We start from the raw sequence: 14,995 nt of genomic DNA on the forward strand, positions 1-14,995 counted from the left end.
ACAGATATGCCGGTAAGCTAGTGGAAGGACGACCCTATCTTTTATTATAGGCAGATACTTCCCTTCCTGCAAGCGCTACCATAACAGTGCATTTTAGGTCCTTAAAAGGCGGGCAAAAACCTATGATATTGGGCTTGATGTAGGGGGAAATTTGGTAAAAGAACAATAATGGTTTATAATATTACAGAATGGTGTAAAAAACATCGATCGTGAGCATTGAAGAGCGCCATTAAGATAAAGAATGCAGAACCTTGACAAGGGGGGAATTCTGATGAAAAAAATCTTAGTTGTTGATGATGAAAAACCCATCTCTGATATTGTTAAGTTCAACCTAACTAAAGAAGGGTATGAAGTTCACACCGCCTTTGATGGTGAAGAAGCGTTAGCGAAGGTCGAAGAAGTCGATCCTGATTTGATCTTGCTAGATTTGATGTTGCCAAAAGTAGATGGATTAGAAGTCGCACGACAAGTTCGCAAAACGCATGATATGCCAATTATCATGGTTACCGCTAAAGATTCTGAAATTGATAAGGTTTTGGGATTGGAGCTTGGGGCAGATGACTATGTGACAAAACCATTTTCGAATCGAGAATTGGTGGCTCGGGTCAAAGCTAACTTGCGGCGGCAGTCAACGGTTGAAGCGAAGCAAAAAGAGGAAGAGGAGTCGGACACAGACATTACTGTGGGTGAGTTGACGATTCATCCTGATGCTTATATGGTTTCCAAGTATGGAGAAAAAATTGAGTTGACCCACCGTGAATTTGAATTATTGCATTATTTGGCCAAACACTTAGGTCAAGTGATGACACGGGAACACTTGTTACAAACTGTTTGGGGGTATGATTACTTTGGCGATGTTCGGACAGTTGACGTAACAGTGCGGCGCTTACGGGAAAAGATCGAAGACAATCCTAGTCGGCCTACGTGGCTAGTTACCCGTCGTGGGGTCGGGTACTATCTGCGGAACCCAGAAGTAGAATAAGCACATTTGAATAAGGAATAGGGGAGGAAGAGGAGCCTTCATTATGAACAAGAAACTTGGCTTCTTCCAATCTATCCGCTTTAAAATAGCCCTGGTATTTGCATTGTTACTACTCATAACACTTCAAATCGTCGGGGCTTATTTTGTACAACAATTAAAAAATGACAATCTCCGCTCCTTTAAGCAGCAAGTAGAATTGTCAACTTATGTTGAAAATTCATTAGTGGACAGTTTGGAAAATAATAATACGCAGACTGCAAATCGTAAGATTAAGGGCATCTTGGAAGATATCAATAATTCCAATGTCTCTGAGATCCAAGTGGTGGATGCTAAGGCCACGATCCGAGGAGATAGTGCCGTTAATAGTAACATGGTTGGACAAAAGACAACTGACGAAGATGTAATTAATACTATTTATAATGGACGTGCAACTGCTAAAACCACTTATAACAAGAACAGTGATAAACGTTATTACATTACAGTTACACCTTTATTTAGCTCTAAGGGCAATACCAACACTGTTGTCGGTGCGGTCTATTTGCGGGCTAACCTAAATAGTGTCTATGATTCGATCAACAGTGTTACAGTTATCTTTGCAACCGCGGCGATCATTGCAACGGGAATTGGACTTTTGTTAGCAATTTTAGTTTCGGCTGCAATTACAACTCCGATCGACGAAATGAAGCGCCAAACGACGCGCATTGCCCGCGGCGATTATTCTGGCTCAGTTCACGTCTATGGTAATGATGAGTTGGGACAATTGGCGATGGCAGTTAACAACTTATCAGACCGGGTGGAAGAAGCCCAAGAATCAACCGAGTCTGAACGACGGCGGCTGTATTCTGTTTTAACTCATATGTCAGATGGGGTGATTGCGACTGACCGTCGGGGAAATGTTATCACTTTGAACGAAATGGCAGCACGCTTGATGGCAGTTAATGCAGACGAGATGATGGGAAAGTCAATCTTGGATGTACTAGACATTCGCAATCAGTACACTTTACGGGACCTGTTGGCGATTGAAGATGAGATTCAGCTCGTCACTTCTGATAAGGAAGGTAACCGACAAGTGCTCAATGCTTATTTTTCATTGATTCAACGGGAATCAGGTTTTATTTCCGGCTTAGTTTGTGTGTTACACGATGTGACTGAACAAGAAAAGATCGAAAGTGAACGGCGGCAGTTCGTATCCAATGTTTCCCATGAATTACGAACACCATTGACCAGTATGAAGAGTTACTTGGAAGCCCTCAATGATGGAGCGTGGCAGGATCCCGAGATTGCACCGCAGTTTCTCCAAGTGACCCAAGAAGAAGCTGACCGCATGATTCGGCTAATTAACGACCTGCTTAACTTGTCACGGATGGACTCGGGGACAGCTAAGCTTGATCTAGAAACAGTTAACCTTAACGAACTGTTTGCGTACATCCTCAACCGCTTTGATATGATGATCGAAAAGGATAACAATGATACGCGGCAGACGAAGACCAAAAATTACACGATTAAGCGTGAGTTTACTAAGCGCACCGTGTGGGTCGAAATTGATACTGATCGTTTCATCCAAGTAATCGATAATATTATGAATAATGCCATTAAGTATTCACCTGATGGTGGGGTGATTACTTGTCGCATCCAGGAAACTGGGACGAACGTGATCTTGAGCATTACGGATCAAGGCTTGGGGATCCCGCAAAAGGATATTGATCATATCTTTGATCGTTTCTTCAGGGTGGATAAGGCACGGTCCCGTGCTCAAGGTGGAACTGGTTTGGGATTGGCTATTTCTAAAGAAGTTATTGAAATGTTACACGGGAAGATTTGGGTTGAATCTAAGCTCGGTAAGGGTTCGACCTTCTATATTTCCTTGCCATACATTGATTATGATGAGGGGGATCTATGGGATGAAGATTAGAGATTACATACTACATGTTTCACTGTCCTTACTGGTCGTGATCAGTGTGGTTTTGACCTATATGATTTGGATCAACCCGGCCCTCAACCAACGTGACCAGACAACAACAACGCATGAAAGAACCGATGTTGCCGGGACTATCGGGACTAGTATAAGCGATATTTATGCGCCCAATAGTTTGGTGTATAGCAACAACGAAGGGCAACTATACCAGTTGACCAGTGCTAATATTGATCTTTTAGGTAAGGTGACCACACAGTTGCAACAATGGTCCCCGCGGCGTTTGAAAAAAGAAACGACAAGTGAAACAGCTTATAGGCAAAAGCTACACACAAAAAATGCGTTAATTTTGAACTATGCTGCGCGGATCAATGTTCCTTTATTCGAAAAGACCCTCAAAAAACCGATTAGAGCAGGGGCTAAGAACCAGCGCTTTCGGCGAGTAGTCGTTGAACTCAACCAAGCTGAGCATGTGTATCTTTTAGATGATCAAACCCATACAGTGTACCGACTCAACCTGGCTAAATATAAGGTGGCGAACTTTCGTGCATTGCTCAAAGATAAGCAGGTTGAGCGGAACTTAGCAGAATGGACTGAGGTTCACCATAATTATTCGCTGACCTATCCTAAGCCAGTTGAAGTAGCTAATTATAGTTACCTTGTTGGGACAGAAAATTCCGGGATTTTTGTTACGCGCCTTCTGGGAAGCAGTAGCAGTAACAAAATTAATACCAAAGAAGAAAAAGAGCAAACGGTATATTATGATGGGGACAATCAACGAATGGTAGTTGATGCCCGCCATCAAACAGTGGCATACACTAATTATGGGACTACGACAAGTACGACGGGACGCAAACAACCAACCATGAGTTTCGTTAAGACTATGACCAATAATTTGACGCGGTTAAACGCCTTGAGAATGGTGCTTAATGATGTACGGTATGATGAGTATGATACGCGGACCCATACGGCTATTTATCGAACCTATATCAACAGCTTACCGCTGATCTCAGAAGAACTGTATGGTGCATATAAGATGCAGCAGTTGGATAATAACGGAATTAATTTAACCTTCTCACTATATACTTTCCAAGCGCCCCTACCAGCCCAACCCAAAACAACGACTTTGATCTCGACGCGGCAGTTAATGCAAAAATTAGCAACCAATGGGTATACAGAAAATAATATCAGTGCTATTCGCTTGGGTTATACTTGGGCCCAAAATGATGGCTCCAAGATGGTAATCGATATGCAGCCAACCTACTTTATTAAATACGAAGGGAATTGGCTTGACTGCCAGTTGATCACCAACATCAAGCAGGATAATGAGTAAGGGGGAATAAGAGTGAACTTTAGAAAGATACAGTGGATTTTTGTGATAGCTTTTATTTTCCTGGACCTTTTCTTATTAACGACTTACCTGCGACAAAGTGACGCCATTACCCTGATGACAGATAAGAGTGATGCCAATACCACCACGGCGATATTACGCAATATTAAAAGCGACCGGATCCAGTATGGGCATGTGTCAGACGAGCATAGTAAGGGCTACTATGTATCTGCACCAGTTGATAATAGCTTGCGGCATGAAACAGATAAGTTGCATAATCAGACGACAAGTTTTGAGGATAATATTCTCCAGGCAACGTTCACAACCCCAATTAAGGTGGGGCAAACACAGCAAGCCGCTCGCAAAAAATTAGCTAGTTTATTGGCTGATAGCAGTATGATTCTGCATGGTGATAAATACGCATACAATGCCCACTTATCCTCCAAGGATGTGATGGTGTATACGCAGAAATTCTATGATCGTCCAGTCCTGTTCAAGGGTGGCCAGATCCGCTTCAACATTCATGATGGCTATGTGGATTCGTACAGCCAAGGATATATTGCTAAATATAATACTTTGCGAGAAGAACAGGTGACTTTAAGCCAAGAGCGGGCGTTAATCTGGTTATACCAGTATAAAAAGATCACGAGTGATTCCACTGTCCTTTGGAGCCAGTTGGGCTATTCGCGCTTATTGAAGGCCAATGGTAACCGGATTTATATCCCAACCTGGACTTTTGCAGTTAAGAATAACGTTTCTGGGGTTGTCCAGTATCGGCGGGTTAATGCCTTTACTGGTGCGATCTTCAATGGTGACGACAACAATATTACGGTTGATGACACCGAAAACTAACAGTGGTAGCTACCATATGACTAAATAAGACTGGCAGGAGCTTTGCTTTCTTACCAGTCTTTCTTTTTGCCGTAGATTATGGGGAGGTAAAGTTACTGTTTGCCCCGATAATATGAACTTGCTATGATAGAACTTAGTAGAATTAAAGAGGAGACTTGGGAATGGCAGAAGAAAAGAGACAATCTGCAGCTGACGCCATGAAGATCAGCATTTTAGCCAGTGGGAGTACAGGTAATGTGACTTATATTGAAACGCCCCAGCACAAGGTATTGGTTGATGCCGGACTTTCAGGAGTTCGAATTGAACGACTGATGAATTCGATTGGGCGGACACTCAAAGATGTAGATAGCATCTTTGTTAGTCATGAACATAGTGACCACTGTAAGGGGGTAGGCGTACTTGCGCGTCGGTACGGAATGGACGTGTATGCTAATGCCAAAACATGGGCAGCAATGGCACATAAGGTGGGTGAGATTCCGGTTGCACAAAAACATATCTTTGCAACGGATGAAACCTTATCTCTCGGAGACCTCGATGTAGAGAGTTTTGGTGTCTCGCACGATGCTGCTGATCCCCAATTTTATGCTTTACATCACAACGATCGTTCACTCGTAGTTTTGACAGATACAGGCTATGTTTCTGACTATGTCGCAGGAACAATTCAAAATGCAGATGCATACTTAGTAGAATGCAACCATGATCCAGAGATGTTACGGATGGGACCTTACCCATGGTCATTGAAACAGCGAATTATTGGTGATACGGGACACTTATCTAACGCAGAAGGGGCCGATGCATTAATGCAGGTGCTGGGGGATCGTACCAAGCGGATATATCTTGGCCACCGGAGCCAGCACAACAACTTACGGGAACTGGCACACGGGACAGTTCACGATCTATTGTTAGCACACGATTATGCAGTTGATCATGATTTTCAGCTGTATGATACTGAACCAGATAAGGCGACAGAATTGACAATTTTGTGAAAAATGACCTTTTTGTGAATAAAAGTTAAGATAAATTTTAAGAGTTGCAGTAAAAGTAGCAGCTGACGACGATTTTGCTTAAAATAAAAGTTAATAAAGCGGAAACGAAAGGACTGAGATGGATGGACGAACAACCAACACCAAATAAAACAAATGGTCCAGTACCAAACGATGAACAAACCACGAAGGTCAAAAAGAATGGTTTGACTAAGGTAGCTGTAGTGGGACTAGTTGCTGGTTTACTAGGTGGGGGTGTAGCTGTGGGTGGTTACACACTTTACCAAAATCATGCCGACAGTGTTGTTACAACTGATAATTCAAAAGGAACTACCAAAACAAGCAATGTCAAGGTCAACGTTAGCAGTGCTACAACCAAAGCCTTTAACAACGTAAAGGATGCGGTTGTTTCCGTAGAGGCCTACTCCTCATCTGATTCTGACTCAGGCTTGTCAGAGATTTTAGGAGGAAATTCCGGGCGCAAGAGTAGCACTACTTCAGAAAGTGAAGGGTCTGGGGTTATTTATAAGAAGAGTGGGAATACCGCCTTCATCGTGACTAACAATCACGTGATCTCAGGTGCTAATAAGATCGAAATTATTTTGAATAGCGGGAAAAAAGCTAGTGCTACCCTAGTCGGCCATGATGCGATCACTGACTTGGCGGTGCTTAAAATCAACGCTAAAGATGTAACTAAAGTTGCTTCGTTTGGAAATTCAGATGATATTAGTGTTGGGGAAACGGCACTGGCTATTGGGTCACCGATGGGGTCCGACTATGCGACCTCTTTAACCCAGGGGGTTATTTCGGCTAAAAAACGGACACTGGATGTAACCAATAGTTCAGGTGTTTCCACGGGACAGGCAACAGTTATTCAAACAGATGCTGCGATCAATCCGGGGAATTCAGGTGGTCCGTTGGTTAACTTAGCCGGCCAGGTAATCGGGATCAACTCAATGAAGCTTTCTAATACTGGGTCTTCATCGTCATCTGAATCAGGGACAACCATCGAAGGGATGGGATTTGCCATTCCAAGTAATGAAGTAGTCAACGTGATTAATGAACTGGTTAAGAACGGGAAGATCAAACGTCCAGCACTCGGAATTACTTTGGTTGACTTGAGTTATGTTTCCTCATCTGACCAAAGCAAGATCTTGAAGTTGCCAAGCAGTGTGACTCAAGGGATTGTTGTGATGAAGATTGGTGATAAGTCACCACTACAAGGTTCAGGAATTTCTAAATACGATACGATCGTATCATTGGATGGTAAGAAGATTACTAGTGTAGCTAGTCTGCGTCAAGAATTGTACAAGCATGCAGTCGGTAGCTCGGTAGAAATCGGTTATTACCATGATGGTAGTCTCAAGAAGACAACGGTAAAACTGACATTAGAAGCGACAGATGCCAACACATCGACAGCCTCAAATAGTGGGGAATAATTAATAATTAACTACTTTTGTGGAAAAGTTAACCTTTCACTTGCGTATTACGTGAGTGAGAGGTTTTTTTGTGGATAAATTGGGGAAAAAGTTGGGGCCGTTTGTTGAAAAAGGGAAAAGTTGTTAAAATAAGGCTATTAAAGACCTATTTTAGTTATCCACAGAAATTGTGCACAACGGTGGATAAGTTGTGAAATTGCAAAAGTAATTAGGCTGTAAATGCTGATAAATAGCGGTTTTTTCCTGATTGCAAGAAAGGGTATTAGCGGTGGAAAACTGGGTAAAACCAGTTGAGATCGTTAAAATATATCTTGGGGCGAAAAAATGTTCGCTACAATATATTGATTCTTGAATGTGGATATGTGGATAACTTTGGGGATAACTTGTGTAAAGGTGGAAAGTTATGAACATAAAAATTATTTGTGTGGGGAAGTTAAAAGAAAAATACTTCAAATTAGGAATTGCTGAATACCAGAAACGTTTGCAGCGTTACTGCAAGTTTCAGATTGTAGAAGTCCCTGACGAAAAGGCCCCGGAGAGTCTTAGTCCGGCACAGATGACGGCAGTCAAAGAGATTGAAGGCGAACGGATTCTTCAAAAAATCAAAGATAAAGAGTATGTGTTCGCATTAGCAATTGAAGGTCAGGAGCGCACATCCGAAAAATTTGCCCAAGAGATTCAGCAGTTAATGACTTATGGCAAGAGTGACATTACTTTTGTGATTGGGGGGTCATTAGGATTGAGCCCAGCAGTATTACGGCGGGCAGATACGCAAATATCATTTGGACGTTTTACCCTTCCGCATCAGTTAATGCGGTTAGTTTTAACAGAACAGATCTACCGGGCGTGGACAATCATCAAGGGATTGCCCTACCATAAATAAGTCCAATAAAAATAAGGCGAGAAAGAATCGTAAATCATTCTTTCTCGCCTTATTTTTACTGGGAAGCGAAAACTAACTCTGACTATTTTTTAAAATGGCGGAGCGGAACCATAATGAAAGTCAACCACCAGATGATGATTACTTTGAACACTAGAGCAATATAGCGTAGTAAGCTGGCAAAGGAAAAGTCACGTTCCTCTAAGGGGATGGTAGGATTTTCTTGCATTGTACGGAGAGTAAAAAGTTTGACCGGTTGCCGGCGTCCGTTAATAATGCGCACAACATAATTCAGGTCAGGATTATATCCTAAAAAGACGTCAAAAAAAGTATACCGCCAAGGATTGAGGAGGTACCATAGGACGTTGATCACGACAATCACCAGGCCGATGGTTGCTAGAGCTAGATTAAAGTAGATCGTAGTCGGTTTCATATCTACTGGTGGTTGGCCAGCATGCCAAACAAAGAACCGGTTGATAATAGTAGGCAGAGTTTTGGCAAAAAACTGCCAGCCAGTCACACCCAACAGTAAAGATTCGACTTGAAAAACAATATCTTGCCATGAAAGCATCCCAAAGTCGCGTCCTAATCGGGTACGGTGGTGATGGGGGTCGTACACTTCCTGAGATTCCACGGATGGGTCATCGTGGTAACGAAAATAATTACGAATGCGACCTAATAGAGCCACCACGATTGCTAAGACGGAAAAAGCAGGGATACTGGGAAGAAGCATCACTACTAATAATGAGCAGATGATAACTGCTAGTGCTTTATGGCGGGGTTGAACATTAGAACGGGCATCAAGTTGCTTTAAAGTAAAGGTTGTCAAAAGTCCCCCAACTAAACACCCACTTAGGAAGAGACTTAGTTGATGAAGATCAAAATTCAGTTCCATTGCCTTAAAGGCAGGAGCCGAAGTGGGATGGAGATGAACTTCACGATTTTTATCCCAAACAAACCATAGGCGGGTCACTAATAAAACTAGGTAGAGGGGAATGTTTTCCCACCTGCATAGTTGCTTGAGAACCCAGCGCATATTATGAACTGGTTCGAGCTGAACAGCATTGCGTGCGTAAGTCATAGGATGGTGCCACCTTCTTTCGCAAAACTTTGAATTAACTGTACCATTTGGTAAATAGACAAGTTAAAAAATTTACTAACCTTAAAGAAAAGTTTAATGATTTGACAGGTGGTAGGGGACATGGCATAATATGCTTACGTCAAAGATTACAATTGTAAACGAAGTGAGGGATGTGGCATGATGGAACAAATCATTACGCTTATTGGAGCAATACTTTTAATAGCAGGAATTATTTGGTGGTTCTTTGGTAAACATGAATCCGAGAAGACGCAGGCTACTGTTCAAGCTGATCATCAGCAAGCAACAGTCGTTGTTAAGGGGGGCTACTCCCCGGCAACGGTGGTTCTGAAGAAGGGCATTCCAGCAACAATCAATTTTGCAATGGAAGATGGAACGGCATGCTTGTCACGGGTTGTTTTTAGTCAATTGGGAGTGGATAAAGATTTGCGGGAACAAAAGATCACCCCTATTCAAATTCCAACAGACCAGGCAGGAGAATACGATTTTGCTTGTGGAATGGATATGTTTCACGGCAAGGTAGTTGTTAAATAAACACTACCAGTGCTAACCGTGCTTAATAATTAAAACTGGGTGGTGAGCTAATATTGAAACAACTATCAAGTACTATGCGATTTGGAATTGCTGTGGTGTTTACTTTACCTTTGGCCGGCGAAATGCTGTTGATGCCATGGCATATCATGTTACCAGGAAGTAGATTAATAGCTTTGGTGACAACGACTGTTGTGATGTTAGTAGCAGCTTGGCCTTACTGGGAGAGTGCTTGGGCAGCATTTAAACAGCATAATGCTAATATGAATACACTAGTTGCTTTAGGAACTGGAATCGCTTATTTTTACAGTGTATTTGCATTTTTTGTGGGATTACCTGTTTACTTTGAAAGTGCCGCTTTTATTGCAGTGTTTGTCTTACTAGGTGACATGATGGAAGAGAAGATGCATCAGCGTGCATCAGCTTCCCTCCAAAAGTTACTGTCCCTTCAGGTCAAGGATGCTGTGGTTTTACGTGATGACAAGGAGGTTTTACTCCCATTAGACCAGGTGAAAACGGGCGACCTCGTCCAGGTAAAACCAGGGGCGAAGATTCCCACTGATGGGGTGATCACTGCTGGGACAACAACGGTTAATGAAGCAATGGTCACTGGTGAAAGCATGCCAATTACCAAGCAGGTCGGCGACTCAGTGATCGGAACTACGATCAACGGCAACGGGAGTATTACTGTTCGGGTAACTAAAACAGGAGACGAAACAGTGTTAGCACAGATCGTAGCGATGGTTAAAAAAGCTCAGACAAGTCATGCCCCGATTCAAAAATTAACTGATAAAATTGCTAGTATTTTTGTGCCAGCAGTGCTGATTGCGGCTATTATTGTTTTTGTTATATGGGATGTCGTTTTGGGTGTGACGGCAATTCAAGCCTTACTTTACGCAATTGCGGTAATAGTGATCGCTTGTCCCTGCGCTTTGGGATTGGCAACCCCAACAGCTTTAATGGTTGGAACCAATCGGGCAGCTAAATTAGGGGTGCTTTTGAAAAATGGGGAAGTCTTGCAAAAAATGACGACTGTTACAACGGTGGTTTTTGATAAGACGGGAACAATTACAACCGGGCAACCAGTTGTAACTGATATTATCGGTGACGATCCCCAACAGGTCCTTCAAGTAGCTGCTAGTTTGGAAAAAGATTCAGAACACCCGCTAGCAAGTGCGATCATGGAGCGGGCACAAGCAGACCATGTAGCAGTACAGGCGGTAACAGACTTTATGGCGCATAGTGGTCAAGGGGTTATGGCCCGACTGAATGGAAAACCCGCCCTGATTGGAAATGCCAAGTTGACTAAGAATCTAGCCATGAAGTCTTCATTTCAAGATCAACTACGAAAATTGCAAGCACAAGCTAAAACGGTAGCGATTGTTGGTTATGCTGGTCAGGTCATCGGTTTGATTGCAATCCAAGATACGCCACAACCACAAGCCCAAGCTGCGATTGCTGCTTTGAAAAAGCAAGGGATGCAAACGGTAATGTTGACGGGTGATAGTCACCGCGTAGCACAGGCAATTGCACAGCAAGTGGGCATTGATGAAGTTTTAGCCGAAGTATCGCCCAATGAAAAAGCTAACCAAATAGCCGCTTTGCGCCACCAGGGAGTAGTAGCTTTCGTTGGTGATGGGATCAATGACGCACCGGCGTTAACGATGGCAGATGTGGGCATTGCTATGGGGTCAGGGACCGATATTGCCATTGAATCCGGAGATGTTGTACTGGTGCACAATGATCTATACGGTGTGGTCAAAGCCCTAGCCATTAGCCGTAAGACGTTTAGTCGGATTAAATTGAACCTGTTTTGGGCATTAATTTACAATCTGATTGGGATCCCGATTGCTGCGGGTTTGTTTGCCCGTTGGGGTATGACCCTTAGTCCGGAATTGGCGGGGTTAGCAATGGCATTTAGTTCTGTGTCCGTTGTAACTTCGTCACTCCTATTGAATAAAACTAAAATTAAATTAACAGAGTGAAAAAATTAACCACTAGTGTAGCGGTATAAAATACTGGCAACTAGTGGTTATTTTCATTGGCGAGGAAAACTAACTGCTGGGGAGTTGAGCGCTTAGAGTCATAGTGGTAGTTGATATTGAATCGTTTAACGCCCGCTAAATCATCAATATTATGGGCTGCCAAATAGGCCACCATATTGCCTCGGGCCTGTTTAGCTCGGGTTGCTTTTTGCTTAACCTTACCATTGTGAAGTTCGCCAAAGATACAGGTGACAAACTGTTGGGTGGGAGTAAGATAAGGAATAATAGCCTGGGCGTATTCTTTGGAAGCCAGGTTGAGAACGAGATTGTCTTCAGCAAATAAGGTCTGGGCTAACCGATCACCCCAATAATGATAGAGGTTCGCTGTTCCCGCTACCTGGGCTGGTTCATTCATTCCTAACCGGTAAGGAACGATTCCGTCCCCGGGACGAAGAATACCGTAAAAACCAGAGAGAATCCGGAGATGACGGTGGACGTATTCCCATTCGGCATCTGAAAAAACATCCGCCCCCATGGCTTGATATTGGAGTCCAACAAAGGCTAACAAGGCAGGAGTGAGATTGTGGTGAAGATCAACCTGGTGAATCCGGTGGTAGTTAGCCATCACTAGACGTTCACTACATTGCCAAAGTTCATGAAGCTCGGCTGGGGAACGCGCTTTGAGGTAGTCAAGGATGACTGCTGCTTGGTCAATGAACTGGGGTAAGGTGCGGTAAGGTAATGAATCAGTATCAACACGCATCTTCCGTGCGGGTGAAATAATAATTTGCATAACGGTCGCCTCCTGATAACTATTGTAGCCTAGGAGGGTTAATTTGGGGTAAGATAAGTTGTGAAGTTAAGCAAAGGGGTTTTATGATCATGAATAAAGACCGTCAAGATTTTTATCTGCAGAAGATGACTCCGAGTGGATATCAAAAAATTACCGCAGAAATAGCTCAGCTAGATGCTGATCGACCGGCTAAGATCAAGGCATTGCAAAAAGCACGCGCATTAGGGGACCTCTCAGAAAATGCGGATTATTCGGCCGCTAAGCGTGATCTGCGCCACTTGGAAAGTCGGTTACGGTTTTTACATAAGCAACTGCGGTATGCCGACGTGATCACACCACAAGATAATGGAAAGGTTGAATTGGGAACCTATGTCACTTTGCGCTTTGATGACGGGGCAGAAGAAACCTTTCGAATCGTAGGTAAGCAAGAAGTTGATGTTGATGCCCAACTGATATCATTTGCTTCGCCCCTTGGTGCGGCCTTAATGGAAAAAAAGGTAGGAACGACGGTAACGGTTGAAGCCCCAGCAACGACCTACCAGGTAACAATTATAAAAATTACAGTTTAGTTATTACTAAAAAATGGAGAATGTATCGTTTCTTGATGGGCAGTAGACAGACTATTGCTTTCAAGAAACAGGTCATTCTCCATTTTTTATTATGAGATGATGTCATGGATATGCGCAGAGAAAAAAGCTGGTTCAGGAGCAGTTAAAGTTAATTTCTCTCCGGAAAAAGGCAGGCTTAACCGTAACCATTTCCCATGCAGGAACATGGGGCCTGTGGCAGGCAGAGGGTTGTACAGGGGATCGTTAACAATGGGGTGACCACTGTGTGCTAAATGAACCCGGATTTGGTGGGTCCGTCCGGTTGCCAAAGTTAATTTGACAAGAGAAGTAGTAGCAGTCGTCCCCAATACTTGGTAATTGGTCTGGGCATGTTGCGCCTTGGGACCAGCAGCTGCGCGCTTGCGTCGGTCATCCGGGTCTCGGCCGATCGACCAAGTCCATTTTCCGGTAGCGGGTGTGATCTGCCCTGTCGCCAGGGCCAAATACTCGCGGTGAATCGCCCCCATGCTGATCAGGCGGTCAAGAATCGGAACGACAATTGGATTTTTGGCTACAATTAAGGCCCCGCTAGTTTGTTGGTCTAATCGGTGCACAATATATGGGGCTAGACCTTGTGGCTGGAGATATGTAGCAACGTCATTAAGGACCGTTCCCATTTCGCCAGGATAATTAGGGTGTGACTTTTTCCCTGCTGGTTTATTGATGACTAGCAAGTCACGATTTTCGTAAAGAACATCGATATGAGCTTGCGGACTGGGACGATAACTGGATACAGCTGTACGAAATTCGGCCCCAGTGAAGGTTAATGTGACTTGGTCATGTGGCGATACCAAGTCGTTCATATTACGGTAGTGCCCGTTAATAATGACATTCTTATTAATTCTTAAAAAATGTGTGAATCGTCGGGGAAGTAACCATTGTTTTTCCAATAAAGTGCGTACAGAGCAAGGGGTCTGAGTTGGGGCAAGTGTTTCTGTGATCTGCCATTCTTTATTCAAAAGACATCAATCCTTTGGTTGTTATGAGGTGGTCGATGGGGATATCAAAAGCTTCAACTGTCCATTCTGGAGAGGCAAAGAGCATTGCGTCAGGAACCAATGCACAAGTTGTTCCCGAATAATCGCTCAGATAGCGGTCATAGTAGCCACCACCAAAACCCAGACGCCAACCGTGGTCTTGAGAAAAAGCGATCCCCGGAACAATGATTAGGTCGATGTTAGCCTTGTCTACTACTGCTGCTGGGTCAAAAGCTGGTTCGGGAATTCCAAATTCGCTGATAATGCGGTGTTCGGGACCAGGATCAGGCAAGAAAACCATTTGTCGTTGGGGCATGGTCCTAGGGATAACAACTGTTTTACCACTTGTGCGTGCTAAATTAATCAATCGTTCCGTGGGGACTTCACCAAAACCACTAACAGTAGTAGCAATGGTTTGGGCCTGTGCCCAAAACGGACTGGTTATCAGTTGTGTAATTAACGGGGCGGCCGCCTGGTCAATTTCTTCCTGGTGGGTATGGAGGCGCTGAATTTGGGCCTGGCGCCAGGTTTTTTTATTTATCATGTGGTCACATCCTTGTTAAATTCCACTTAACAGGATAGCATATTTTAGCTAGTGTTCAAAAAATGTCCGGGGAGGTTTAT

At 43.5% G+C, this 14,995-nt stretch carries 14 protein-coding genes; 10 read left to right on the top strand and 4 right to left on the bottom strand.

The genetic code is table 11. The features are described 5' to 3' along the window. Nucleotides 1-271 precede the first annotated feature (271 nt). From yycF to rlmH, 7 genes are all read left to right on the top strand, one after another. The gene (gene yycF / locus V3C97_RS00255; protein WP_027826858.1) at nt 272-982 is read left to right on the top strand and encodes a response regulator YycF; all 711 of its coding nucleotides are present in this window, start codon (nt 272-274) and stop codon (nt 980-982) included. Nucleotides 983-1,025: 43 nt separating this feature from the next. Then, nucleotides 1,026-2,894: a cell wall metabolism sensor histidine kinase WalK gene (gene walK / locus V3C97_RS00260; RefSeq protein WP_338434229.1), complete on the top strand. Its 1,869-nt coding sequence runs from the start codon at nt 1,026-1,028 to the stop codon at nt 2,892-2,894. After that, complete coding sequence (yycH, locus tag V3C97_RS00265) at nt 2,884-4,227, top strand: two-component system activity regulator YycH (protein ID WP_009552733.1); 1,344 nt, start codon at nt 2,884-2,886, stop codon at nt 4,225-4,227. The genes walK and yycH overlap by 11 nt, the downstream gene beginning before the upstream one ends. A 12-nt stretch (nt 4,228-4,239) precedes the next feature. Beyond that, nucleotides 4,240-5,076, top strand: a complete 837-nt coding sequence (locus tag V3C97_RS00270) for a two-component system regulatory protein YycI (RefSeq protein WP_027826856.1) — start codon at nt 4,240-4,242, stop codon at nt 5,074-5,076. A gap of 161 nt (nt 5,077-5,237) precedes the next feature. Beyond that, entirely contained in the window at nt 5,238-6,062 is an 825-nt protein-coding gene (locus V3C97_RS00275; RefSeq protein ID WP_338434230.1) for an MBL fold metallo-hydrolase, read from the top strand. Between the two features lie 122 nt (nt 6,063-6,184). Next, entirely contained in the window at nt 6,185-7,498 is a 1,314-nt protein-coding gene (locus V3C97_RS00280) for a S1C family serine protease (RefSeq protein ID WP_009553492.1), read from the top strand. A gap of 403 nt (nt 7,499-7,901) precedes the next feature. After that, complete coding sequence (gene rlmH, locus V3C97_RS00285) at nt 7,902-8,381, top strand: 23S rRNA (pseudouridine(1915)-N(3))-methyltransferase RlmH (protein WP_338434231.1); 480 nt, start codon at nt 7,902-7,904, stop codon at nt 8,379-8,381. A gap of 82 nt (nt 8,382-8,463) precedes the next feature. Here the strand turns inward: rlmH and V3C97_RS00290 are convergent, their stop codons facing one another. Next, nucleotides 8,464-9,459: a hypothetical protein gene (locus V3C97_RS00290; protein WP_338434232.1), complete on the bottom strand. Its 996-nt coding sequence runs from the start codon at nt 9,457-9,459 to the stop codon at nt 8,464-8,466. A 177-nt stretch (nt 9,460-9,636) separates the two neighbouring features. Between V3C97_RS00290 and V3C97_RS00295 the strand changes: the two genes are divergently transcribed. Together V3C97_RS00295 and V3C97_RS00300 are read left to right on the top strand one after the other, a co-directional pair. Beyond that, the gene (locus V3C97_RS00295; protein WP_009553487.1) at nt 9,637-10,011 is read left to right on the top strand and encodes a cupredoxin domain-containing protein; all 375 of its coding nucleotides are present in this window, start codon (nt 9,637-9,639) and stop codon (nt 10,009-10,011) included. A 74-nt stretch (nt 10,012-10,085) separates the two neighbouring features. Continuing rightward, nucleotides 10,086-11,993: a copper-translocating P-type ATPase gene (locus V3C97_RS00300; RefSeq protein ID WP_283147148.1), complete on the top strand. Its 1,908-nt coding sequence runs from the start codon at nt 10,086-10,088 to the stop codon at nt 11,991-11,993. A 40-nt stretch (nt 11,994-12,033) separates the two neighbouring features. Here the strand turns inward: V3C97_RS00300 and yaaA are convergent, their stop codons facing one another. Beyond that, nucleotides 12,034-12,786: a peroxide stress protein YaaA gene (gene yaaA, locus V3C97_RS00305; RefSeq protein WP_009553483.1), complete on the bottom strand. Its 753-nt coding sequence runs from the start codon at nt 12,784-12,786 to the stop codon at nt 12,034-12,036. An 89-nt stretch (nt 12,787-12,875) separates the two neighbouring features. On the opposite strand from yaaA, the gene greA reads away from it, so the two are divergent. Beyond that, nucleotides 12,876-13,355 (top strand): transcription elongation factor GreA, encoded by a 480-nt coding sequence (greA, locus tag V3C97_RS00310; protein WP_283590238.1) that lies wholly within the window; start codon nt 12,876-12,878, stop codon nt 13,353-13,355. An 89-nt stretch (nt 13,356-13,444) separates the two neighbouring features. Here greA and V3C97_RS00315 read toward each other — a convergent pair whose 3' ends face one another. Continuing rightward, a complete protein-coding gene (locus V3C97_RS00315; RefSeq protein WP_338434233.1) occupies nt 13,445-14,353 on the bottom strand; it encodes an RluA family pseudouridine synthase in 909 nt (302 codons plus the stop codon). After that, on the bottom strand, nt 14,346-14,915 hold the full coding sequence (locus V3C97_RS00320) for a 5-formyltetrahydrofolate cyclo-ligase (RefSeq protein WP_009553478.1): 570 nt from the start codon (nt 14,913-14,915) through the stop codon (nt 14,346-14,348). Before V3C97_RS00320 ends, V3C97_RS00315 begins: the two co-directional genes overlap by 8 nt. Nucleotides 14,916-14,995: the final 80 nt, after the last annotated feature.

It is taken from the genome of Ligilactobacillus saerimneri (assembly GCF_036689625.1).
Taxonomy (GTDB): Bacteria; Bacillota; Bacilli; order Lactobacillales; family Lactobacillaceae; genus Ligilactobacillus; species Ligilactobacillus saerimneri.

Excerpts from the sequence above, each read along its gene's own strand:
- yycF (WP_027826858.1), top strand. The coding sequence starts at position 272 with ATGAAAAAAATCTTAGTTGTTGATGATGAAAAACCCATCTCTGATATT.
- walK (WP_338434229.1), top strand. The coding sequence starts at position 1,026 with ATGAACAAGAAACTTGGCTTCTTCCAATCTATCCGCTTTAAAATAGCC.
- yycH (WP_009552733.1), top strand. The coding sequence starts at position 2,884 with ATGAAGATTAGAGATTACATACTACATGTTTCACTGTCCTTACTGGTC.
- V3C97_RS00275 (WP_338434230.1), top strand. The coding sequence starts at position 5,238 with ATGGCAGAAGAAAAGAGACAATCTGCAGCTGACGCCATGAAGATCAGC.
- V3C97_RS00280 (WP_009553492.1), top strand. The coding sequence starts at position 6,185 with ATGGACGAACAACCAACACCAAATAAAACAAATGGTCCAGTACCAAAC.
- rlmH (WP_338434231.1), top strand. The coding sequence starts at position 7,902 with ATGAACATAAAAATTATTTGTGTGGGGAAGTTAAAAGAAAAATACTTC.
- V3C97_RS00290 (WP_338434232.1), bottom strand. The coding sequence starts at position 9,459 with ATGACTTACGCACGCAATGCTGTTCAGCTCGAACCAGTTCATAATATG.
- V3C97_RS00295 (WP_009553487.1), top strand. The coding sequence starts at position 9,637 with ATGATGGAACAAATCATTACGCTTATTGGAGCAATACTTTTAATAGCA.
- V3C97_RS00300 (WP_283147148.1), top strand. The coding sequence starts at position 10,086 with ATGCGATTTGGAATTGCTGTGGTGTTTACTTTACCTTTGGCCGGCGAA.
- yaaA (WP_009553483.1), bottom strand. The coding sequence starts at position 12,786 with ATGCAAATTATTATTTCACCCGCACGGAAGATGCGTGTTGATACTGAT.
- greA (WP_283590238.1), top strand. The coding sequence starts at position 12,876 with ATGAATAAAGACCGTCAAGATTTTTATCTGCAGAAGATGACTCCGAGT.
- V3C97_RS00320 (WP_009553478.1), bottom strand. The coding sequence starts at position 14,915 with ATGATAAATAAAAAAACCTGGCGCCAGGCCCAAATTCAGCGCCTCCAT.